This is a genomic window from Achromobacter sp. 18P8.1.1 (assembly GCF_057799415.1).
In genome coordinates, this window is sequence record NZ_JBYOKH010000026.1 from 23,660 (window position 1) to 45,063 (window position 21,404).

Annotated in this window: 20 protein-coding genes and 1 pseudogene; 10 read left to right on the forward strand and 11 right to left on the reverse strand. The window is 63.3% G+C overall.

Going from position 1 to position 21,404, the window contains the following annotated elements; all coding sequences use genetic code 11:
• Positions 1–19 precede the first annotated feature (19 nt).
• From AC27VE_RS17340 to AC27VE_RS17365, 6 genes are all read left to right on the forward strand, one after another.
• Entirely contained in the window at positions 20–1,618 is a 1,599-nt protein-coding gene (locus AC27VE_RS17340) for an ABC transporter substrate-binding protein (RefSeq protein WP_006221993.1), read from the forward strand.
• A 7-nt stretch (positions 1,619–1,625) separates the two neighbouring features.
• Positions 1,626–2,567 carry an ABC transporter permease gene (locus AC27VE_RS17345; protein ID WP_006221992.1) on the forward strand — a complete coding sequence of 314 codons (942 nt, stop codon included), beginning with the start codon at positions 1,626–1,628 and terminating at the stop codon, positions 2,565–2,567.
• Between the two features lie 13 nt (positions 2,568–2,580).
• Positions 2,581–3,483 carry an ABC transporter permease gene (locus tag AC27VE_RS17350; RefSeq protein WP_427957260.1) on the forward strand — a complete coding sequence of 301 codons (903 nt, stop codon included), beginning with the start codon at positions 2,581–2,583 and terminating at the stop codon, positions 3,481–3,483.
• Between the two features lie 25 nt (positions 3,484–3,508).
• Complete coding sequence (locus tag AC27VE_RS17355; RefSeq protein WP_488704528.1) at positions 3,509–5,170, forward strand: dipeptide ABC transporter ATP-binding protein; 1,662 nt, start codon at positions 3,509–3,511, stop codon at positions 5,168–5,170.
• A 107-nt stretch (positions 5,171–5,277) separates the two neighbouring features.
• A complete protein-coding gene (locus AC27VE_RS17360) occupies positions 5,278–6,810 on the forward strand; it encodes a M81 family metallopeptidase (RefSeq protein WP_488704570.1) in 1,533 nt (510 codons plus the stop codon).
• A 167-nt stretch (positions 6,811–6,977) separates the two neighbouring features.
• Complete coding sequence (locus AC27VE_RS17365; RefSeq protein ID WP_174544694.1) at positions 6,978–7,181, forward strand: cold-shock protein; 204 nt, start codon at positions 6,978–6,980, stop codon at positions 7,179–7,181.
• A gap of 123 nt (positions 7,182–7,304) precedes the next feature.
• Here AC27VE_RS17365 and AC27VE_RS17370 read toward each other — a convergent pair whose 3' ends face one another.
• The 4 genes from AC27VE_RS17370 to AC27VE_RS17385 all read right to left on the reverse strand — a co-directional run bounded on the left by AC27VE_RS17370 (position 7,305) and on the right by AC27VE_RS17385 (position 8,578).
• Positions 7,305–7,544 (reverse strand): hypothetical protein, encoded by a 240-nt coding sequence (locus tag AC27VE_RS17370; RefSeq protein WP_427957258.1) that lies wholly within the window; start codon positions 7,542–7,544, stop codon positions 7,305–7,307.
• 64 nt (positions 7,545–7,608) lie between these two features.
• On the reverse strand, positions 7,609–7,854 hold the full coding sequence (locus AC27VE_RS17375; protein ID WP_488704529.1) for a hypothetical protein: 246 nt from the start codon (positions 7,852–7,854) through the stop codon (positions 7,609–7,611).
• Positions 7,855–7,975: 121 nt separating this feature from the next.
• Positions 7,976–8,254: a hypothetical protein gene (locus AC27VE_RS17380; protein ID WP_427957256.1), complete on the reverse strand. Its 279-nt coding sequence runs from the start codon at positions 8,252–8,254 to the stop codon at positions 7,976–7,978.
• 87 nt (positions 8,255–8,341) lie between these two features.
• Positions 8,342–8,578: a CrpP-related protein gene (locus AC27VE_RS17385; protein ID WP_488704530.1), complete on the reverse strand. Its 237-nt coding sequence runs from the start codon at positions 8,576–8,578 to the stop codon at positions 8,342–8,344.
• Between the two features lie 157 nt (positions 8,579–8,735).
• Here AC27VE_RS17385 and AC27VE_RS17390 point away from each other — a divergent pair.
• Positions 8,736–9,233 (forward strand): annotated as a pseudogene (locus AC27VE_RS17390) (low affinity iron permease family protein).
• 848 nt (positions 9,234–10,081) lie between these two features.
• Here the strand turns inward: AC27VE_RS17390 and AC27VE_RS17395 are convergent.
• Both AC27VE_RS17395 and AC27VE_RS17400 read right to left on the reverse strand, forming a co-directional pair.
• Positions 10,082–11,200: a glycosyltransferase family 4 protein gene (locus tag AC27VE_RS17395; RefSeq protein ID WP_427957252.1), complete on the reverse strand. Its 1,119-nt coding sequence runs from the start codon at positions 11,198–11,200 to the stop codon at positions 10,082–10,084.
• Complete coding sequence (locus AC27VE_RS17400; RefSeq protein WP_488704531.1) at positions 11,175–12,131, reverse strand: glycosyltransferase family 9 protein; 957 nt, start codon at positions 12,129–12,131, stop codon at positions 11,175–11,177. Before AC27VE_RS17400 ends, AC27VE_RS17395 begins: the two co-directional genes overlap by 26 nt.
• Positions 12,132–12,390: 259 nt before the next feature.
• On the opposite strand from AC27VE_RS17400, the gene paoA reads away from it, so the two are divergent.
• The 3 genes from paoA to paoC are packed head-to-tail and all read left to right on the forward strand — an operon-like array spanning position 12,391 to position 16,188.
• A complete protein-coding gene (gene paoA, locus AC27VE_RS17405; protein ID WP_488704571.1) occupies positions 12,391–13,035 on the forward strand; it encodes an aldehyde dehydrogenase iron-sulfur subunit PaoA in 645 nt (214 codons plus the stop codon).
• Positions 13,032–13,982 carry an FAD binding domain-containing protein gene (locus AC27VE_RS17410; RefSeq protein ID WP_488704532.1) on the forward strand — a complete coding sequence of 317 codons (951 nt, stop codon included), beginning with the start codon at positions 13,032–13,034 and terminating at the stop codon, positions 13,980–13,982. The genes paoA and AC27VE_RS17410 overlap by 4 nt, the downstream gene beginning before the upstream one ends.
• Before the next feature lie 4 nt (positions 13,983–13,986).
• Complete coding sequence (paoC, locus tag AC27VE_RS17415; protein ID WP_488704533.1) at positions 13,987–16,188, forward strand: aldehyde oxidoreductase molybdenum-binding subunit PaoC; 2,202 nt, start codon at positions 13,987–13,989, stop codon at positions 16,186–16,188.
• Between the two features lie 31 nt (positions 16,189–16,219).
• Here the strand turns inward: paoC and AC27VE_RS17420 are convergent, their stop codons facing one another.
• Genes AC27VE_RS17420 through cyoA form a run of 5 tightly spaced genes read right to left on the reverse strand, consistent with a single transcriptional unit; the run spans position 16,220 to position 21,282 of the window.
• On the reverse strand, positions 16,220–17,335 hold the full coding sequence (locus AC27VE_RS17420) for an aminotransferase class I/II-fold pyridoxal phosphate-dependent enzyme (protein ID WP_488704534.1): 1,116 nt from the start codon (positions 17,333–17,335) through the stop codon (positions 16,220–16,222).
• A 10-nt stretch (positions 17,336–17,345) separates the two neighbouring features.
• Positions 17,346–17,741 carry a cytochrome o ubiquinol oxidase subunit IV gene (gene cyoD, locus AC27VE_RS17425; protein ID WP_427955351.1) on the reverse strand — a complete coding sequence of 132 codons (396 nt, stop codon included), beginning with the start codon at positions 17,739–17,741 and terminating at the stop codon, positions 17,346–17,348.
• A complete protein-coding gene (cyoC, locus tag AC27VE_RS17430) occupies positions 17,738–18,346 on the reverse strand; it encodes a cytochrome o ubiquinol oxidase subunit III (RefSeq protein ID WP_280026996.1) in 609 nt (202 codons plus the stop codon). The genes cyoD and cyoC overlap by 4 nt, the downstream gene beginning before the upstream one ends.
• A 3-nt stretch (positions 18,347–18,349) precedes the next feature.
• On the reverse strand, positions 18,350–20,326 hold the full coding sequence (cyoB, locus tag AC27VE_RS17435; protein WP_006221975.1) for a cytochrome o ubiquinol oxidase subunit I: 1,977 nt from the start codon (positions 20,324–20,326) through the stop codon (positions 18,350–18,352).
• Positions 20,311–21,282: a ubiquinol oxidase subunit II gene (cyoA, locus tag AC27VE_RS17440; protein WP_006221974.1), complete on the reverse strand. Its 972-nt coding sequence runs from the start codon at positions 21,280–21,282 to the stop codon at positions 20,311–20,313. Before cyoA ends, cyoB begins: the two co-directional genes overlap by 16 nt.
• Between the last annotated feature and the right edge of the window lie 122 nt (positions 21,283–21,404).

Sequence of the window (21,404 nt, forward strand, 5' to 3'; positions counted from 1 at the left end):
AGACCAAGGGGAAAAAAACATGGCACAAAAGCAATCGATGGCATTGCAGGCGGTACGCCTGGCGCTGACCGCCAGCGCGGTATTCGGCACGGCCGCATTGGCGCCCGTTCAGGCGCAGACCGTGACGGCAGTGATGCATGCCGCTTTGCGTTCATTGGACCCGGTGATCACCACCGGCTATATCGTCCGGAACCATGGCTACATGGTGTACGACACCCTGTTCTCTCTCGATGGGGACAACAAGATCCAGCCTCAGATGCTGGAGTCCTGGAAAGCCTCCGATGATGGCAAGACCTATACCTTCATCTTGCGAGAAGGGCTGAAGTGGCATGACGGCAAGCCGGTGACGTCGGCCGACTGCATCGCGTCGATCAAGCGTTGGGCGTCGCAGGACAAGATGGGCCAGATGATGGCGTCGATGATGTCCGGCATGGAAGCGGTCGATGACAGGACTTTTGTCATGCGCTTTTCCGAGGCCACGGATCTGGCGGTGCGCGCCTTGGCCAAGCCCAGCGCCATCCCCGCCTTCATGATGCCCGAGCGTGTCGCCAATACGCCGCCGTCGCAAGCGATCAAGGAGACCATCGGTTCGGGCCCGTTCCGCTTTGTGACCGAGGAATACAAGCCGGGCGTGCAGGTGGTCTACGTGAAGAACACGGATTATGTACCGCGCAAGGAGCCTGCAAGCGGCCTGGCGGGGGGCAAGGTCGTCAAGGTGGACAAGGTCAAATGGGTGACCATGCCGGATCAGATGACGGCGGTGAATGCGCTGATCAACAAGGAAATTGATTTCCTCGAAAAAGCGCCCTTCGATCTGTTGCCGATGCTGGAAGGCAATAAAGACATCAACGTGCACGTCCTGACCTCGCAAGGCGGGCAGTCTGAGATCCGCTTCAATTTCGAGCAACCGCCGTTCGACAACAAGCTGATTCGACAAGCCGCGGTATTGGCGGTCGACCAGAAAGAGGTGCTGCAGGCGCAGATTGGCAATCCCAAGTACTTCCAGACCTGCGCCGCCGTATTCGGCTGCGGCGGCCCCTATGAAAGCAATATCGGCGCCGAAAAACTGGTGAAGGGCGACCCCGTAAAGGCCGCGGCGTTACTGAAAGAGGCCAAGTACGACGGCACGCCGGTCGTGATATTGATGCCCTCGGACAATCCGGGCTCGGCACCCATCCTGCAGGTGGTTGCGCAATCGCTGCGCAAGGCCGGCTTCAAGGTGGATCTGCAGTCCATGGACTGGCAGACGGTGCTCAATCGTCGCGCTTCTCACGAACCGGCCGCCAAGGGGGGATGGAATATCTTCGGCACCTATACGGTGATTCCGGATATTCGGGACCCGCTTGCCTTCATGGGCGTGGCGGCGAACGGCAAGGACGCCTGGTTCGGCTGGCCGGACGTGCCGGAGATCGAAAAGCGCCGCGCACAGTTTGCACGCACGAATGACCCGGCCGTGCTCAAGCGCCTGGCCGACGAGATCCAGGAACTGGTGATCGATGAAGGCGTCATCGTGCCCCTGGGGCAGTTTTCAAACCTGTCTGCCACGGGCAAGCAAATAACAGGTGTGGTGGTGGCTCCGGTTCCCGTGTTCTGGGACCTTCAAAAAACCGGTAAGTGAGTCGGCCATGCCTGGATTTCTTTTGAAGCGCCTGTTTTCCGTCATTCCGGTATTGGTGGTGGTCGCCATCATTGTTTTTGCCATGTTGCGTCTGACGCCCGGGGACCCCGCCGCAATCATTGCCGGCGACGGGGCCACCTCGGCTCAGATAGACGAAATACGCAAGAACATGGGGCTGGATAAGTCCATCCCGGATCAGTTTTCGATTTGGGTGGGCCGACTGGCACAGGGAGATCTGGGCACCTCGTTGATTTCCGATGCGCCGGTGTCCAGTCTGATCGCCGACCGCATCGGGCCGTCCATCGCGCTGTCGCTGTCGACCATCGTCTTCACGGTGCTGGTCGCGATTCCACTGGGCATCGTGGCGGCCTGGCGGCAGGGGAAATTGGTGGATCGCGCCATCATGGCAGGTTCCGTCGTCGGATTTTCCGTGCCGGTGTTCATCATTGGCTATGTGTTGATCCTGATCTTTTCAATGCAGCTGGGCTGGTTCCCCGTGCAGGGGTATCAGCCGATGGCCGAAGGGGTGTGGCAGTTCGCGCAGCGATTGATCCTGCCGACCCTGGCCTTGAGCACGGTGTATGTCGCCCTGATCGCGCGCATTGTGCGCAGTAGCGTGATTGAAGTCATGCAGGAAGACTTCATCCGCACGGCGCGCGCCAAGGGGCTGCGCGAAAGCGGCGTGTTGCTGCGTCATGCACTGGGTAATGCCGCCGTTCCCATCGTGACGATCATCGGGGTGAGTATTGCGATGCTCATCGGCGGCGTGGTGGTGACGGAATCCGTGTTCAACATTCCAGGCCTGGGGCGATTGGTCGTGGACGCCGTCTTGACGCGGGATTATCCCGTCATCCAAGCCATGATCCTGCTTTTCTCATTGGTCTATGTCGGAATCAATCTGGTGATCGATCTTTCGTACACCGTTCTTGATCCGCGCATTCGTTACTGAAGGTGCGCACGCCATGTCTGCTACGACTTCATCTTTGCCGGCGCCTGGCGCGCCTGTCGTCGAGGCCGCCGCCTCGTCTTCGATCCTGGGGCAACTCAAGACCACCATGTCGGCCTGGCCGGCCATGCTGGCTATCGCCTTATTGAGCTTGTTGCTGGTCGGTACGATCTTTGCCCCGTGGTTGGGGACCGTGGATCCCACGCTGATGGATCCGGCCATCCGTCTCAAGCCGATGTCCGCCGAGCACTGGCTGGGCACCGATGCGTATGGCCGCGATGTGTACTCGCGTACGCTATTTGGCGCGCGCGTGTCGTTGGCGGTGGGGTTGGGCGCAGTGGTGGCCAGCTTGCTGGCCGGCCTGGTCCTGGGGATCCTGGCCGGATACTTCAAGGCTGCCGACACCGTCATCATGCGCTTTCTGGATGGGGTGATGGCCATTCCGGGCATCTTGCTGGCGATTGCGCTGGTGTCCTTGTCCGGGGCCAGTCTGTTCACGGTGCTGGTGGCGATTTCCATTCCGGAGATTCCCCGGGTGGCGCGTATGGTGCGCAGCGTCATCCTGTCTGTCCGCAACGAACCCTATGTTGAAGCGGCGGTGTCGCTGGGTACCCGGGTGCCGGTGCTGGTGCTGCGGCACATGCTGCCCAATACCTACGCGCCGCTCATCGTGCAAGGCACCTATATCTTCGCCGCGGCGATTCTGACGGAGTCGGTACTGAGCTTTCTGGGGGCGGGGATTCCGCCGGAAACGCCGTCCTGGGGCAATGTGATGGCCGAGGGGCGCGTGTACTTCCAGATGCTGCCAGGCCTGATCCTGTATCCCGGGCTCTTGTTGTCGTTGACGGTGCTGAGCGTGAACATTCTTGGCGACGCGCTGCGCGACGCGCTCGATCCGCGATTCTCGCGCCGCTTCTGATGGCTTACCCAGGATTCACGACGTTATGAAAACAACATCCGCTAATCGTGAGACGGGCCAGGCGCCTGCGCTGAAGATCTCGGCGCTCACCGTGCAAGCCGGCCATGGCGCCGCCCGTCGGCCGGTGATCGAGAACATATCGTTCGAGGTCTATCCCGGCGAAACCCTGTGCGTGGTGGGCGAATCCGGGTCGGGAAAATCCGTGACCTCGTTGGCCGCCATGGGACTGCTGCCCAAGGGCGTGCTGACCGCGACGGCCGGCAGCATCCTGCTGGGTAATGATGATGTGCTGCAGGCGACGCCTGACCGACTGCGCGCGCTGCGCGCTTCCCGGATCGCCATGGTGTTTCAAGAGCCCATGACGGCATTGAATCCCGTGCAGAAGGTGGGCAGGCAGATTGATGAGGTGCTGCGCTTGCACAGCCGCTTGGGTGCGTCCGAGCGACGCAAACAAGTATTGGCAATGCTGGAGTCGGTGCATTTGCCGGACATCGAGCGGGTCTACAACGCCTACCCGCATCAATTGTCTGGTGGGCAGCGCCAGCGCATCGTGATTGCGATGGCCCTGATCCTGAAGCCGCAGGTGTTGATCGCGGATGAGCCGACCACCGCGCTGGACGTGACTACGCAAAAGCAGATCCTGACCCTGATCCGGGAACTCCAGGAGCGGCAGCGCACGGCCGTGGTGTTCATCACGCACGATTTCGGGGTGGTGGCCGAGATTGCCGATCGCATTGTGGTCATGAATCGAGGCAGCGTCGTTGAGACCGGCACGCGTGATCAGATCCTTGCCCGGCCGTCGCAAGCGTATACGCGCATGCTGGTGTCTTCGGTGCCCAGTCTTGTACCGCAGCAGCGGCCCTTGCCTAGCGGAGAGAAAGTGCTGGAGATCATCGGGCTGGGCAAGACCTATAAAGAGAAGCCTTTTTTTGGCGCGGCGCGTGTGGTCGCGGCAGCCAAAGACGTGGCCTTGACGGTGAGGCACGGTGAAATTGCCGGGGTGGTGGGGGAATCGGGATCAGGCAAGTCGACCGTCGCACGCTGTGTCGTCAGGTTGATCGAGCCGAGCGCGGGCGCCATTTTCCTCAAGGACGAGGACATCGTGCAGGTATCTAGTGCCCAGATGCGCCTGCGGCGGACCCGTGTACAGATGATTTTCCAGGATCCCTATCGTTCGTTGAATCCGCGGCGTCAGGTGGGCGATTCGCTGATTGAGGGCTTGGTCAACTTTGGCGTCGCAAACGCCGAAGCCCGCGAGAAAGCCGCGCAGGCGCTCGAACTGGTGGGTCTTGGGCGCGACGTCATGCAGCGTTATCCCCACCAGTTCTCGGGCGGTCAACGTCAACGCCTGTGCATTGCGCGCGCCGTCGTGATGGAACCGGATCTGCTGGTGGCCGATGAGGCGGTTTCCGCCCTGGACGTGTCGGTGCAGGACCAGGTTCTCAAACTGCTGGAGGAGATCCGGGCCCGGACGGGCGTGGCGATCCTCTTCATTACGCACGATTTGCGGGTGGCGGCCCAGATCTGCGACAGCATCGTTGTCATGCAGAAGGGATGTGTCGTGGAGTCCGGCCCTGCCGCCCGCGTGTTGACGGCCCCACAGCAGGCCTACACGCGCGAACTGATCGAGGCGGCACCCGGGCGGGATTGGGATTTCCGCAATTTCCGCGCCTTGCGCGCGGCATGAAGCGCTGGCCAAGAATTCAGTTCACAGGGCCAGCCGGATCGAGGCTTGGTCCCTCGTCCAGACATGTCGGTGGTCTAACCGTTTTTCCATTTTCAGAGGAGCGCAAGATGCGCATCATTGTTGGCGGTTTTCAGCACGAAACGAATACGTTTGCACCAAGCAAGGCAGATTGGGACGCCTTCATGCTGGGCGGAGGCTGGCCGGGCATGGCGCGCGGCGAAGCCGTCTTCCCGGCTATCCAGGGCGCCAATATTCCCGCGGCGGGCTTCGCGGAGGCGGCGCGTGGACACCAGCACACCTTGATCCCCACGTTGTGGTGCGCCGCGAGCCCTTCGGCGCACGTCACGCGCGATGCCTTCGAGCGCATTGTGGCGATCCTGCTTGCGGACATCGCCGCGGCGCTGCCTGCCGACGGGGTATATCTTGATCTTCACGGGGCAATGGTCGCCGAGCATTACGACGACGGGGAAGGGGAAGTGCTGCGCCGCGTGCGCGAACTGATCGGGCCGGAGGTGCCGCTGGTCGCCAGCCTGGACCTGCACGCCAACGTGACCGAGCGCATGTTGAAAGAGGCCGATGCCCTGATCGCCTATCGCACGTATCCCCACGTTGATATGGCTGACACGGGCGCCCGCGCCTTTGCCTTCATGCAAAAGCGGTTAGACGGCATGCCGCGTCCCTGCGTCGCCGCCCGCCGCATCTCGTATCTGTTGCCGACCTGCTGGCAAAGCACGATGGCCATGCCGGCCAAAGGACTATACGAGCGTCTTGAAACGCTGGAGGCCGAGCCGGGCGTTTCCAGCATGTCGTTTTGCATGGGTTTTCCCGCCGCGGACTTTCCGGACTGTGGCGCGCTCGTGTGGGCCTATGCCGACACGCAGTCAGCGGCGGATGCTGCGGCAGATGCGCTGACAGACGATGTCGAGGCGGCCGAAGCCGCGTTTGCGGGCAAGCTGTATTCACCGGAAGAAGCGGTGGTGCAGGCGGCGAAGCTGGCTGCCAGCGCCAATAAACCGGTCGTCATTGCCGACGCGCAGGATAATCCCGGCGCAGGCGGGGACTCCGACACTACGGCCATTCTGCGCGCACTCGTGCGTCACAACGTGCCGGGCAGCGCATTGGGACTGATGGTGGATCCCCAGGCGGCCTTGCTGGCTCACCAGGCGGGGGAGGGGGCGACGGTGCGCATCGCGCTGGGCGGCCACTCTCGGATTCCGGGGGATGCGCCTTTCGAGGCGGATTTCGTGGTGGAGCGGCTGTCCGATGGGAAGTTTGTCGCAACCGGCCCCTTCTACTCCGGCTTTCGCATGGAGCTGGGGCCGAGCGCCTGCTTGCGTATTGGCGAAGTGCGCGTGGTCGTGGCGTCGCATAAAGCGCAGATGGCGGACCAGGCCATGTTCCGCTACGTGGGCATCGACCCCACCCAGCAGAACATCCTGGTGCTCAAGAGCACGACGCATTTCCGGGCGGATTTCACGCCCATTGCGGCAGACATCCTGATTTGCGCTGCCCCGGGACCGATGCCGATGAATCCCTTGGATTTGCCCTGGACCAATTTGCGCGACAGCTTGCGCATGCATCCCGGCGGCCCCACCTTCGCGCAGTTCAGGGCGGGAACGCGCGAGTTGGAATCGGCTTGAAGTCCCGGAAACGGGCGGCGTCGTGCTTGCGCGCGTGTCGCCGCCCTGTCGCGCTGAAGAAGGCGGCAGATGTGTCATTTCGAAACAGCGATATCTTTGTGGTGGCTAATCACCCATAGTGGCCCCGGGAATATTTTTTCCCTGTACATCTAGGACATACATTGAAGATAGAAACTGGCATCGTGAAGTGGTTCAACAACGACAAGGGCTACGGCTTTATTTCGCCGGAACTGGGTGGTAAAGACCTCTTCGCGCATTACTCTGAAATCCAGGGTGATGGGCACAAGTCTCTGGAAGAGAACCAGCGCGTGTCGTTCGTCGCCGGCCAAGGACAGAAAGGTCCTCAGGCGACGATGATCAAACCGATTTAAGAGCTGAACTGCTTGCCGCAAGGCGGGCAGGTCGGTAGCAGTTGTGGGGCCGGATCCTTTGAAACATTGGATCCGGCCCTTTGATTTTTGGGGCGGGCGGCAAGCAGGCGCCATCCGTTGCGATCAAGCGCCGGATTTATTCTTCATCACCCCGCGGATATTCATCGCAGCCAATCCCAATTGCAATGCGATGAGGGCAATGGCGTCGTCGTGCAACCCCCAGGCGATCCATAGCACATTGCTCAGCAGGAAAACCCAGAACCCCGCATTGCGTTTGCCCTGCCCGCGCGATGCCACAAGCCATGCGGCGGCGAGGGATGTGGCCATCGCCGGCCATTGAAGAAGATCCCACGTCAGGTCCATGTCGTGTGCCGGGCCTTGCCGAAATCATCGTCCCGCGCGGCTGGGCTGACCGGCGATTGGCGCCTCATTGCCACCACGCCGACGGACCATAAGCACCCAGCCGGTCGATTCCCGGGGTCTGCTGCGGATCCACGCCCGGCATGGGATTCGGGATGCTGTCGGGCGGCCACGGTGCTTCCTTACCGCCTTCGTGCTCGCCGGGGGCATCCTGCTTTGGCTTGGAAGGCGGAATTTCTGCCGGGTGTTGCTCGGGCGGCGCGCCGTCATTGTCCGGCCGTGGGGGCGTATCGCTCGCGTGAAGGATGTTCATGTTTTGCTCCTTGGGGTGCCGGGAAGGTGCATGTCGTGGGGAGGTCCGCCACGATGACGCTCACAGCAAACGCCGTGCCGAACACGAGGAACGGACGGCATGGTGCGCTGTTCGGCTTCCTTTAGTGGAGTTTCTTGAGCACGCGGGCCAGGCGAGCGATTCCCCCGGTGCCGCTGGCCGCCCTGCCGATCAGGGCACTGCCCACGGTGGTCATGGCCAGGCGGGTGAGAAGGGTGCCTCGGCGCATACCTGCCATCAACAGCCATGCGCCGAGGCCGAACACGATCAGGTGTTCGCCCGGGAAATCGGGACGCCGCGCATCAATGTCTTGTAGTTGCTGCACCAACGATTGAGGGTCGCGGTCAGGGGTGTCGGAATCGGCAATCGCATCGGCTTTCATGGGGATCCCCAGTTTTCAATGGATCCACGCGTCAGCAAGAGGCATGCCACGCTGACATTGCTCGCGCCGGGATACCTCCGCCGCGGCTTAATGGCGGCGGCGCTCGGTTGTGCGGGGCACATACCGGATGACCCCATCGGGCGGTTTCCAGGATTTTGTTTCGGCCATCCAGCCGGCTTCCCAGGCCTCGACCTTTTCGCGCCATTCAACGATCGATTCACCGGTATGCCCAGGCATGACCGCTGCCTGATAGTAGGGACAATCCCACAAGGTCAAACCATCACGGGCGGCTTGGGCGCCCAGCTTTCGGATGTCGTCGTGCATTGCCGCACCTCCAAAAGTAGATGAATGGGCAATTAGTATCGCGCCGCCAATTCCTTCCCCGCAATAGTGTGGGGGTGCTAGGCGGTCTAGTATGGCCGCAGGGGCTTTCGGTACGAAACTTGCTCAGCGTCGGGCATGGGCTGAAAGGGGGACGAGCATGCCGGAAGAAAAGCAGGGTAAAAAAATGAATGCCGTCTCACGGTTTTTCGACCACTTCGCCGCCCAGGTCAACAAGTGGGCGGGCTCTCCTATCGCTTTCGGATCCGCGTTGATCGCCGTGTTGATCTGGGCGGTGTGTGGCCCCGCCTTCGGGTATTCCGAAACCTGACAGCTGGTGATCAACACCGGCACCACGATCGTCACGTTCCTGATGGTATTTTTGATCCAGCAGAGTCAGAACAAGGACGGGCAGGCATTGCACCTGAAACTGGACGAGTTGCTGATCGCCCTGAAAGGGGCGGATGAAGGACTTGTGGATGCGGAACAGCTGGACGAAGACAAGCTCTTGGCACTGGCGGCAGCCTGCACGGCGCGCGCCAGGCTTGCCGCGCGGTCAGACCGGCGCAAGGCGCGCGGGGAACGGGCTCCTGACAAACGCCACCGTACGGTGCGAGGCAGCTTGCGGGTACGCCGCAAGGCCTTGCGCGCCGGATAGCCGAACAACGCTTTCCGCTACCCTTTGGAACCCCTCTGCGAACCGGGGCTTGCTATAAAGAGGCTTACAGCAGCTATCTCAGGGCCAGGAAGATGTCCATTCATACGCTGAGCCGATGCAGTGTCGCGCTCTTGCTCGTCGCACTCGTTTCCGGGTGTTCTTCGATCCTTCCGGGATCATCCAGCTCCAGTCCTGGCACCGGTTCAAGTGCAGCGTCGGAACGGGTAGTCAGCGACAACTGCAAGTTTCTTCGCAGCCGGTGCATTTACGAGGGATCGTACGATGCGGGAGAACGTAACTATGCCGAGCAGGAAGCCAAGCGCCTGAATACTGCCGAACTGGAGCGGTTGCGGCGCGCATTTGCCAAATGAGTGAAATGCCTGCATGCGGATCGCACGCGTAATCCGGGGGTAATCGGCTGAACGCACGCGCCGACCTCGCGCTCATTGTCATTGCCCAATCAGCCTGGAAACTATATTGCGGAATAAATCGAAATATAGTTAACGCGTTAGATACTTTCTGTCTGCTTTATTTGCGTTTACTAGCGACGGCAAATCGCATCTCTCTCTACACTTCGCGCTTCCTGTAGAAATGCGAATCGAGGATGCTGAACTGGACTGTGGTCGTGTCTGTGGCTTCTTTACTTGCGGTCTGGCCATCGCAAAAAATAATGGAAGAGATAATCTGCGTGACGCCGCCGGTCCAGGCAAAAATAATCGTGCTGATGAGGAAAGACGTCTTTCTGCAATGGCGCCAGCCACAGATATCCAGTTGCAGGAACGCTCAGGAAAAAGACGTTGGACAAATCCGTCTCGTCACCGGGATACGTGGCTGATCCCTGACCCGACCTAGGCCGCGCCCGTCGCCCGCCGATATGCCTCCAGCGTATTGAACATCTGCCCGTCCAAGCGAAAATGCGTTTCCGCGAACGCCCTGGCGCTGGCCACGATGTCCTCTGCCTGCCGCGGGCGGCTTCTGATCTGCATAATGCAATCGACATAACCCGCGACGTCACCGGACGCGGCCAGCCAGCCGGTCCGGCCGGGGGTGACGATCTCCGGCAGGCCGCCCACATCGCTGGCAACAACCGGCCGGCCTACCGCGAAGGATTCGGGCACGATGCGCGACCAGGCTTCCGTCGCCGACGGCACCAGCACCACGTCGGCCGCCCGGATCATGTCGGGCACATCGGTCCGGTGCCCGGCGAACACCACATGTTCCGCAATGCCCAGATCTACTGCCAAGCGGTAGAGTTCGTACGCATAGGGCTTGGTGCTGGGGGTAGGCATGCCCACGACCAGAGCCGCGGCCGGCACCCCTTGGCTGCGAAGCCGTTGCACCACGCGCAGCAGATCGGCCTGGCCCTTTTCCGGGCGCAGCATCCCCACGGTAGCGATCACGAAAGCCTCTTCGGGGGTAGCCATCTCCAGATTGCGCCGGATGTGCAAGCGTGCGTCGGGCTTGCTGGCCGGCTGGAAGAAATCGTCGCCGGCCCACTCGCCCACGACGCTTATCCGGTCTTCGGGAACCAGCCGTGCCGCCAGCAGTTCCTGTTTACCGACGTCGCTGGTCGCGATGACGTGGTCGCAGCCTATCTTCCATTCCAGTCGACGGCGGGGCGAGGTGCGCATGGCTTTGGCGAAATGGCGGGTCCGGACGACCGCGCACAAGTCGCGGCACAGCGCGGCGGTTTTGCCGTCGGCGCGGCTGTGGCTGTCGATGACCTGGATCCGTAGCGCCTTGATGGCGCGCCGCAGCGCCAGGACGGTCGACGGCGAATACGCAGGCTTGAAGTCGATGTCCACCGTCGTCAAAGCGCGCGCGCGGGCCTCCCGGCTGACTGTGCTGCCTGCGGGCGAGGCGATGGCCACTTCGTAACCGTGGCGTTGCAGCCAGCTTGCTTGCTCCAAGGTGCGGAATTCCAGTCCGCCCAAGCCATGTTCAGCCAGCGTATGCAATATGCGCATGATGCTCCAGTACCTTGCGGCAGGCGCCCAGCACGTCGTCGGGCGTAATGGTGTCGATACCGTCCTCGGGGCGCCGCGGAACGACCGCGGCCGAGCGGGGCCGCTGCCAGAACCATTCGGGATTTGGTTCGTTGAAAATCCCGACGTAAGGCACACAGGCGCCTTGCGCGATATGCGAGGGACCGCAGTCATTGGCCACCACCAGGCGCGCGCGCAGCATGATGGCGCTAAGTTCCGGAACCGGTCGGCAATAGGCGATGGCAAAGTCCGGCCGATGCATCGCCTTCAGCGCATCCCGTTCCGTGGCCTCTTGCCGGCCCAGCACGAAGATGAACCGGGTGCCGTTGCCCAACAACTGTTTGAGCCGGTCGGCCAGCCGAACGTAGTTCGCCAGGCTCCATCGCTTGAACGCGCCGGCTCCACCGCCGGGAATCATCACCACGTCGGCACGCTGGGCGGTGCGCAGGTGCGGACGCGCCAGCGCCTGGAAGCACTCGCGCGCCGCGCGTTCAAGGTCGAAGGGGCGATACGAGGCCAGCAGCCGCAGATTGGCCTGGCCGATGTATTCGGCGGTGTTCTTGCGGTGGCAGTGCGTCCAGATCAGGTCGCTGATCCGTGCGTTGCGGAACCCCAGCCGAATCGCCGGCAGACGCAGCAGATTGATCAGGCCGAAGCGTTCGCTGCTGTGGTGCAGGCTGACGCAAACCCCTGTCTCCTTTTTCAAGCTGCGCAGGTAGTCGCCGAACGTCGACGCGCGTACGAACTCATCGACCCAGGGCAGCGCCCGGTAGAAACTGCCCACATCGTCCCGGGCAACCACCTTGATCCGTTTCGATGACCACCACGTCTTCAGCTGATACAGGGTCGGCAGGGCGACGATCTGGTCGCCGAGTTGCGGCTGGCTTCTGACATACACAACGATTTCCGACACGTGGGCCTCCCTTGCTTACGCTGCGGCCGGGCGACCGCTGGCGGGCAATGTATCGGGAGACGGACGGCAATTTTCCCGGATCCCTTTAAGGAGTGTGAAGAACGAAGCGGGGGCGCTTTAAACAACTACACAATTCAGCGCCAGCCGGCGAACCGGCATGCGAGGCGAGCGGGGGCGCGCGCCCTTCGGGAATGCGGCTTGCTGGCAGTCCCGCCGGATCGCGGCACGGCCCGCGTCGCGGATTAAAGAAGGGGCTGCCTTGGAAAACTCGCTATCAATCAAGATTACCCGGCGTAGTCTGCTGAAGGCGGGCGCCGTATCCGCTACCGCGATGGCGGCGCCGTCGCTGGCCTGTGCGCAACAACAAGCCGCGCAGGGCAACATGCAGCCGATGGCGGCCACCGTGACGCTGCGCGTCAACGGCACGGCGCGTGAGCTGGCGCTGGACATGCGCACGACACTGCTCGACGCCTTGCGGGAAAATCTACAACTGACCGGCACGAAAAAGGGCTGCGACCACGGGCAGTGCGGCGCCTGTACGGTGTTGCTGGACGGCCGGCGCGTCAATTCCTGTTTAACGCTTGCCGTGATGCACGACGGGGCCGAAATAACGACTATCGAAGGCCTGGGAACGCCCACCGCGCTGCATCCGCTGCAGGCCGCTTTCATCAAACACGACGGTTACCAGTGCGGCTACTGTACGCCCGGGCAGATCTGCTCCGCGTCCGCCATGCTGGAAGAGGTGGCCCAAGGAATTCCCAGCCATGTCAGCGCCAGCCTGACGGAACGTCCGATCCTCAGCGTGGAAGAGATCCGTGAGCGCATGAGCGGCAATATCTGCCGATGCGGCGCCTATTCGAACATCGTCGACGCGATCGTCGAGGTAGCGGGGGACAAAGCATGAGGCCCTTCACCTATGAACGCGCCCGCACGCCGGCCGAGGCGGCGGCCAGCGCCGCCCACGTGCGCGGCGCGCGCTTCATCGCCGGCGGGACGAACCTGCTTGACCTGATGAAGCTGGAAGTGGAAACCCCCACGCATCTGATCGATGTGAATGGATTGGATCTGGACCGCATCGCCGAGACACCGGAGGGCGGCCTGCGGATCGGCAGCCTGGTGCGCAACACGGACCTGGCCGCGGATACGCGGATCCGGCGGGATTACGGCGTGCTGGCGCGCGCCATCCTGGCCGGCGCCTCCGGACAGATCCGGAACCGCGCCACGACCGCCGGCAATCTGCTGCAGCGTACGCGCTGTCCATACTTCTACGATACGAACATGCCCTGCAACAAGCGGGCGCCGGGCAGCGGATGTTCCGCCATTGGCGGCGTGACCCGCCAACTGGCCGTGATTGGCGCCAGCGAGGCCTGTATCGCCACGCATCCCAGCGACATGGCGGTGGCGATGCGCGTGTTGGATGCCCAGATCGAGACCGTAAAGCCTGACGGCGCCCAGCGGGTGATTCCGATTGCGGACTTCTACCGGCCGCCGGGAAACTCGCCGCACATCGACAACGCCTTGAATGCCGGCGAGCTCATCACGGCAGTCACATTGCCCAAGCCGATCGGCGGCGTCCACCTCTATCGGAAAGTGCGAGACCGCGCGTCGTTTGCCTTCGCGCTGGTGTCCGTGGGGGCGGTGCTGCAGCCGGACGGCAGCGGCCGGATCGCGCTGGGCGGCGTGGCGCCGCAGCCATGGCGGGTAGAAGCCGCCGAGGCGGAATTGCCTCGCGGGGCAGCGTCAGTGGCCGGCCGGCTGCTGGCCGGGGCGACGCCTACTGCCGATAACGCCTTCAAGCTGACGCTGGCGACGCGAACCCTGAGTGCAGTGCTGGCGCAAGCGAGGGCCTGACGCGATGAAATTCGATACTCCTGCCACCCAAAACCCCATCGACCAGCTGAAGGTCGTTGGCCAGGGCGTCGACCGCGTCGACGGCCCCTTGAAGACGACGGGCAAGGCCGCCTACGCCTACGAGCGCCATGACGCGGTGCGCGACGCGGCCGTCGGCTACGTGCTGGGCGCCGCCATCGCCAAGGGTCGGATCGCCGCCATGGACATCGAGGCGGCGCGTCGCGCGCCAGGTGTGCTGGCGGTTGTCACCGCGCAAAACGCAGGCAAGCTGGGCAAAGGAAAAATGAATACCGCCACGCTGTTGGGTGGTCCCGACATCCAGCACTATCACCAGGCCATCGCGCTGGTCGTGGCGGAAACGCTGGAGCAGGCGCGGGCGGCAAGCCGGCTGATCCGGGTGCAGTACGAGCGCGCGCCGGGCGCCTTCGACCTGGCCGCGGAAAAAGACGCCGCCGAGAAGGCCGGCAAACTGGCCAAGCCGGACTTGGTGGGCGATTTTGAAGGCGCCTACGCGGGGGCGGCAGTCCACATCGACCAAACCTACCGAACGCCCGACCACACGCACGCGATGATGGAGCCGCATGCCTCCACCGCCGCGTGGGAGGGCGACGCGTTGACGCTGTGGACCTCAAACCAGATGATCGACTGGGGACGCGGTGACGTGGCCAAGACGCTGGGCGTGCCGAAGGACAAGGTGCGGCTCATCTCCCCTTACATCGGCGGCGGGTTCGGCGGCAAGCTGTTCGTGCGCGCCGACGCGCTGCTGGCGGCGCTGGGGGCGCGCGCCGCGCGGCGTCCGGTCAAGGTGGCGTTGGCGCGCCCGCTGATTGCCAATAACACGACGCATCGGCCTGCCACCATTCAGCGTATCCGCATCGGAACGACAGAGGACGGCAAGATCACCGCGATTGCGCATGAAAGTTGGTCGGGCGATCTGCCTGACGGCAAGCCTGAAGAAGCGGTCCAGCAGACGCGCCTGCTGTATGCCGGCGCCAACCGGCTGACCGCGTTGAACCTGGTGGAGCTGGATTTGCCGGAAGGTAATGCGATGCGCGCCCCGGGTGAGGCGCCCGGACTGATGGCGCTGGAAATCGCCATGGACGAGATGGCCGAAGCGCTTGGCCTGGATCCCGTTGAATTCCGGGTGCGCAACGACACGCAGGTAGACCCTTCCGCGCCGGAACGCCGGTTTTCGCAACGGCGCCTTGTCGAGTGCCTGCGCATGGGCGCCAAGAAATTCGGCTGGCAGGAACGCAACGCGCGCCCGGGTTCACGCCGGGACGGCCGCTGGCTCGTGGGGATGGGCGTGGCGGCGGCCTTCCGCAACAACCTGGTAACGGACTCGGCCGCGCGCGTGCGGCTGGACGCGGCAGGGCAGGTCATCGTGGAAACCGATATGACCGACATCGGCACGGGCAGCTATACCATCATCGCCCAGACCGCAGCCGAGATGCTGGGCGTGCCGCTGGCGAAAGTCATTGTGCGCCTGGGCGATTCGACGTTTCCCGTGTCGGCCGGATCCGGCGGGCAATGGGGGGCGAACAGCTCGACGGCCGGCGTGTACGCGGCCTGCCAGAAGCTGCGCGACGCCGTTCTCGCGAAGCTGGGCTTCGCTGCCCAAGGGGCGGTGTTCGCGGATGGCTCCGTGACGGAAGCCAGCGGCCGGACGGCGCTGTTACGGCAAGCGGCTTCGGACGGAGAACTGGTCGCCGAGGACGTGCTTGAATTCGGCGACCTGGACAAGACCTACCAGCAATCCACCTTCGGCGCCCACTTCGTCGAAGTCGGGGTCGACGCCGCCACCGGTGAAACCCGCATCCGCCGCATGTTGGCCGTCTGCGCGTCGGGCCGCATCCTCAACCCCAAGACCGCCCGCAGCCAGGTGATCGGCGCGATGACGATGGGCATCGGCTCGGCGCTGATGGAAGAACTCGCCATCGACCAACGGGCCGGCTTCTTCGTCAATCACGACCTGGCCAGCTACGAGGTGCCGGTGCATGCCGACATTCCCTTGCAGGAAGTGATCTTCCTGGACGAAACCGACCCGATGTCCTCGCCCATGAAAGCCAAGGGCGTGGGCGAATTGGGCCTGTGCGGAGTGGGCGCGGCGATCGCCAATGCGGTCTACAACGCCACGGGCGTGCGGGTGCGTGACTACCCGATCACCTTGGACAAATTGCTGGAAGGATTGCCGGAATCGGCGTGATCCCCGCCGCGAGGCGGCTGCCCGCGTGCTGTCAGGGCGCGCTGGCTCCCGCGATCGCGTGGGCGATCTGGGGCAGGTTGCGTTCGGTGATCAAAGAAATACCCAGCCGGCCGGATGCCGACACGATGCGCGGATCAGGCAGGGCAGCAGCTTCTGCCAGGCCGCTGGCCGGGTGCAATGCCGGGTCGTAGCTGAAGAACCCGCGCTGATGCGTCAGATACGACCAGTCCCAGGCGGGCGACAGCCTGCACAAGGTCTTGTGCAGGGCCGCGCGCACTTGCCCGACGCGGTCGCGCATGCTGTTCAGTTCGTCTTGCCACAGCTTGCGCAGGCCCGGCTGGCTGAGGATGCGGGCCACCACACCCAGCGACGCGGGCGGCGCATCCATGCGCGTCCACGACTGCATGGTGCGGGCAAGCGGCTGCGCCTGAGCAGCCGAGGGGCAATAGGCGCTAAGGCTGCCGCAGCGCGTTTCCGACAGTTGGAAGATCTTCGAACACGATTGCGCGACCAGCGTGAAGACCCCGCGGTCGGCCATGGCGGTCACGCCGTAGTTGTCGTTCTGCAGCGTATCGCCCAGGCCCTGGTAGGCCATGTCAATGAAGGGGATGTGCCCCAACGCTTTGATCACGTCGGCGATCACATCCCATTGGTCGCGGTTGAGGTCGCTGCCGGTGGGGTTATGGCAACTGGCTTGCAGCACGATGATGGCGGGGTCGGGCAGCCGGCACAGGAAGCCGACCAGCGCGTCCACATCCAGCTGGCGCTCGTGCGCATCGAAGTAGGGATAGTGTCCGACCGCGAACCCCGCTTCTTCGAAGATGCGCTGGTGGTTGCTCCAGCTGGGGGTGGGCAAGTACACGCGCCGGGTAGGCGGCATGCCCGCCAGCAGGCGCGCACCCAGCGTCAGGGCGTGTGTGCCGCTGGCCGTCGGGTGGGTCAGGAAATGCCGCGGGTCCTGGCCGTCGCGGCTGTCGCCGAACACCAGGCCGCCCACGGCCTCGGCGTACAGGCCGGCATCGGCGGCGGCTTGCGCCGATCCGCCCACGCGCAACTCGGTACGCGCCTGGCGCACGCTCTCGAACTGGGGGACGTTGCCCTGGGCGTCCAGGTAGAGGGCGGGCGGGTCCAAGCGCAGGCGTTCCATCTTGCTTTCCTTAGGGGCGGGACTTCGCCTGATCCACCGACATCTGCATGGGCATCATGTTTTCGTTGGCGTTGTGCATGACCCACAGCGAACCCGCCACGATGATGGCGATCAGCAGCGCCGTGCAGATGAAGACGCCGGTGTTGTCGCGCTGCGTGCGGGACGCGCCCAGGTGCAGGAAATACACCAGCTGCACCAGCAACTGCACGATGCACAGCACCACCAGGGCCAGCAACCGGCTCTCGCGCGGCACCAGGTCCGTCATGACGGCGCCGAATGACGCCAGCGTGAGTACCAGCGACAGCAGGAAGCCGACGATGTAGCTCTTCAGGCTGCCATGGGACTTGTCGTGCCCGTCCGCATGCGGATGCGCGCCATGGGGGGAGGGATGGGTGATCGTGCTCATACGAACTCGCGCAGGTAGACAAAGGTGAAGACGCAGATCCAGACCAGGTCCAGGAAGTGCCAGAACATCGACAGGCAGGACAGGCGGCGCGTGACGATGCCGTCCAGGCCGAAGCGATGCACCTGATGCATCAGGACCAGGATCCAGATCAGGCCGAACGACACGTGCAGGCCGTGGGTGCCGACGAGTGTGAAGTACGCCGACAGGTACGCGCTGGTGCTGGGGCCGGCGCCTTCGGCCAGCAGTACCGAGAACTCGTAGAGCTCCATGACGATGAAGCCGGCGCCGACCAGGAAGGTGATGCCCAGCCAGGTGATGACCTGCTGCTTGCGGCCCGCCTGCATGCCCAGCATGGCCACGCCGAAGGTGAAGCTGCTGATCAGCAGCAGCATGGTTTCGCCCAGCACGAAGGGCAGATGGAAGAGTTCCGCGCCGGTGTGCCCGCCCGCGGTGCTGTTGCCCAACACCGCGAAGGTGGCGAACAGCACGGCGAAGATCAGGCAGTCGCTCATCAGATAGATCCAGAACCCCATCGTGGTCTTGGATCCGTCGTCGTGGTGTTCCTCGTGCGCGCCTGCGGCGTCGCTAAGGGTCAGATGGCTCATGGCTTACGCGGCCTCCTGAAGGCGTTCATAACGGGCGTTCTCGATGCTTTCGACTTCGGCGGCGGGAATGTAGAAGTCCACGTCGCGGTCATAGCTGCGCACCACGAACGTGATGACGATGGCAACCAGGCTGCCCACGGCCACGGCCCACATGTGCCAGACGAGCGCAAAGCACAGCAACAGGCCCCACATCGAAATCGCGAAGCCCACCGCGGTGTTGCGTGGCATATGGATCGGGTCGTACTTGGCCGGGCGCACGTAGGCGCGGCCCGATTGCTTGTTGTCCCAATGCTGCTCCAGCGACGTGATTTCCGGCGTCACGGCGAAGTTGTAGGACGGTACCGGCGACGCGGTCGCCCATTCCAGGCTGCGCGCGTCCCAGGGGTCGCCCGTCAGGTCGCGGTTCTGCTTGCGGTCCTTGATGCTGACGGCGATCTGGATCAGCAGCGACAGAATGCCCAGGCCGATGATGACCGCGCCCACCAGGGCCACGATCAGGTACGGCTGCCAGTCCGCATGCGGGTAGTGGTTCATGCGGCGCGTCATGCCCTTGAAGCCCAGGATGTACAGCGGCATGAAGGCCAGGAAGAAACCGATCAGCCAGCACCAGAACGAGGTCTTGCCCCAGAATTCATTCAGGGTGAAGCCGTAGACCTTGGGGAACCAGAACGTCAGGCCCGCCAGGCAGCCGAACACCACGCCGCCGATGATGACGTTATGAAAGTGCGCGACCAGGAACAGGCTGTTGTGCAGCACGAAGTCCGCGCCCGGCACGGCCAGCAGCACGCCGGTCATGCCGCCGATGGCAAACGTCACCATGAAGCCGATCGTCCACAGCGTGGCGGAGTGGTAGCGGATGCGGCCGCGGAACATCGTGAACAACCAGTTGAACAGCTTCACGCCCGTGGGAATCGAAATGATCGACGTCATGATGCCGAAGAAGGCATTCACGTTGGCGCCCGAGCCCATGGTGAAGAAGTGGTGCAGCCAGACGAAGAACGACAGGATGCCGATGGACGACGTGGCGTACACCATCGACTTGTAGCCGAACAGTGGCTTGCGTGAGAACGTCGCGATGATTTCCGAGAACGCGCCGAACGCCGGCAGGATCAGGATGTAGACCTCGGGGTGGCCCCAGATCCAGATCAGGTTGATGTACATCATCGCGTTTCCACCAAGCTCGTTGGTGAAGAAATGCATGTCGAAGTACCGGTCCATGGTCAGCAGCGCCAGGGTCGCCGTCAGCACGGGGAACACCGCCACGATCAGGATGTTGGTGATCAGCGCGGTCCACGTGAACACCGGCATCTTCATCAGGTTCATGCCGGGGGCGCGCATGCGCAGGATGGTCACGATGAAGTTGATGCCGGACAGCGTCGTGCCCAGCCCCGATATCTGCAGGGACCAGATGTAGTAGTCCACCCCCACGGTTGGACTGTATTGCAGCCCTGACAATGGCGGATACGCGACCCAGCCCGTGGCGGCGAAATCACCCACGAACATCGAGATCATGACCAGGACCGCGCCGACGGCCGACAACCAGAAGCCCAGCGAGTTCACCAGCGGATAGGCCACGTCGCGCGCGCCGATCTGCAACGGCACGACCACGTTCATCAGCCCCAGTATCAGGGGCGTGGCCACGAAGAAGATCATGATGACGCCATGCGCCGTGAAGATCTGGTCGTAGTGGTGCGGCGGCAGGTAGCCGGCGGCGTCGCCCACGGCCATCGCCTGCTGGGCGCGCATCATGATGGCGTCGGCAAAGCCGCGCAGCAGCATGATCAGCGCCAGGATGATGTACATCGCGCCGATGCGCTTGTGGTCGACGGTGGTGATCCACTCGGTCCAGATGTACCCCCACTTGCGGTAGTACGTCATGGCGGCCACCAGGGCCAGGCCGAGAAGAATGACGACCCCCAGCGTGCCCATGATGATGGGCTCGTGGTAGGGGACCGCCTCTAGGGTCAGTTTGCCGAACATAGTTCGCTCGCTATTGCTTGTTCCAGGGATTGCGTAAGCGCCAGTTGCTTGGCGGTTGCGCGCGGGGTGCCGTGGTCGTGCATGTACAGGTTGACGATGGCGTCGAACAGCGCGGGCTGCACCTGCGAGAACACGGCCGGTTCCATGCGGCCGCTGGGCTGCGCCAGGCGTTCATAGGCGGCGGCGTCCAGCTTCTGCGGCGCGCTTTGCGCCTGCTTCACCCAGGCGTCGAACTCGGCGCGCGAGGTCGCATGGGTCAGGAAGTGCATGTCGGAAAAGCCCGGGCCGCTGTAGGCGGCGGACAGGCCCGGGAACACGCCCGGTTCGTCCGCGATCAGGTGCAGTCGGGTCTGCATGCCCGCCATCGCATAGATCTGCGTGCCCAGTTGCGGGATGAAGAACGAGTTCATCATCGACTGCGCGGTCAGCTTGAATTCCAGCGGCGTGCCCACAGGCACCGGCAGCTGATTGATCGTGGCGATCCCGTAGTCGGGGTAGATGAACAGCCACTTCCAGTCCAGCGCCACGACTTCGATACGCAGCGGCGCCACTTCGGATTCCAGGGGCTTGTACGGGTCCAGTTCGTGCGTGGTCTTCCAGATCAGCACGCCCAGGATGGCCACGATGATGCAGGGAATGGTCCAGACCACGACTTCGATGGAGGTCGAATGCGACCACTTCGGTTCGTAGCGAGCGCGGGTGTTCGTTTCGCGGTAGCGCCAGCCGAAATACAGCGTCAGCAGAATCACGGGGATCACCACCAGCAGCATCAGGCCCGATGCGATCAGGATCAGGTTCTTGGTCTGGACGCCGATGTCGCCCTTGGGCGCGAACAGGGCCCAGTCGCAGCCGCTCAGCAGCAGGGGCAGCAGGGCGGCGCAAGCGGCCCGGGGCGCGGCGCGCAGGCAGGATGCCCGGGCGCCGGCCAGGCGGGCCCAGAGTCTAGAGTTGGACATGTGATATCCCTTGGTTAAGGACACTAAATCCATACATCAGCCAGGGATTGGGTCGGGCAGGCGCGCAACAGCATCCGTCCGGCTATGAGAGCCGTACAAGATTTATAATGTATGGACTTATG

What these genes read in the sequence shown, in the direction of transcription:
- AC27VE_RS17345 (WP_006221992.1), top strand. Translation starts at nt 1,626, where the DNA reads ATGCCTGGATTTCTTTTGAAGCGCCTGTTTTCCGTCATTCCGGTATTG.
- AC27VE_RS17380 (WP_427957256.1), bottom strand. Translation starts at nt 8,254, where the DNA reads ATGAAAGCCGATGCGATTGCCGATTCCGACACCCCTGACCGCGACCCT.
- AC27VE_RS17355 (WP_488704528.1), top strand. Translation starts at nt 3,509, where the DNA reads ATGAAAACAACATCCGCTAATCGTGAGACGGGCCAGGCGCCTGCGCTG.
- AC27VE_RS17395 (WP_427957252.1), bottom strand. Translation starts at nt 11,200, where the DNA reads ATGCGCATATTGCATACGCTGGCTGAACATGGCTTGGGCGGACTGGAA.
- AC27VE_RS17350 (WP_427957260.1), top strand. Translation starts at nt 2,581, where the DNA reads ATGTCTGCTACGACTTCATCTTTGCCGGCGCCTGGCGCGCCTGTCGTC.
- paoC (WP_488704533.1), top strand. Translation starts at nt 13,987, where the DNA reads ATGAAATTCGATACTCCTGCCACCCAAAACCCCATCGACCAGCTGAAG.
- AC27VE_RS17420 (WP_488704534.1), bottom strand. Translation starts at nt 17,335, where the DNA reads ATGGAACGCCTGCGCTTGGACCCGCCCGCCCTCTACCTGGACGCCCAG.
- AC27VE_RS17385 (WP_488704530.1), bottom strand. Translation starts at nt 8,578, where the DNA reads ATGCACGACGACATCCGAAAGCTGGGCGCCCAAGCCGCCCGTGATGGT.
- cyoD (WP_427955351.1), bottom strand. Translation starts at nt 17,741, where the DNA reads ATGAGCACGATCACCCATCCCTCCCCCCATGGCGCGCATCCGCATGCG.
- AC27VE_RS17375 (WP_488704529.1), bottom strand. Translation starts at nt 7,854, where the DNA reads ATGAACATCCTTCACGCGAGCGATACGCCCCCACGGCCGGACAATGAC.
- cyoB (WP_006221975.1), bottom strand. Translation starts at nt 20,326, where the DNA reads ATGTTCGGCAAACTGACCCTAGAGGCGGTCCCCTACCACGAGCCCATC.
- cyoC (WP_280026996.1), bottom strand. Translation starts at nt 18,346, where the DNA reads ATGAGCCATCTGACCCTTAGCGACGCCGCAGGCGCGCACGAGGAACAC.
- AC27VE_RS17340 (WP_006221993.1), top strand. Translation starts at nt 20, where the DNA reads ATGGCACAAAAGCAATCGATGGCATTGCAGGCGGTACGCCTGGCGCTG.
- AC27VE_RS17410 (WP_488704532.1), top strand. Translation starts at nt 13,032, where the DNA reads ATGAGGCCCTTCACCTATGAACGCGCCCGCACGCCGGCCGAGGCGGCG.
- cyoA (WP_006221974.1), bottom strand. Translation starts at nt 21,282, where the DNA reads ATGTCCAACTCTAGACTCTGGGCCCGCCTGGCCGGCGCCCGGGCATCC.
- AC27VE_RS17360 (WP_488704570.1), top strand. Translation starts at nt 5,278, where the DNA reads ATGCGCATCATTGTTGGCGGTTTTCAGCACGAAACGAATACGTTTGCA.
- AC27VE_RS17370 (WP_427957258.1), bottom strand. Translation starts at nt 7,544, where the DNA reads ATGGACCTGACGTGGGATCTTCTTCAATGGCCGGCGATGGCCACATCC.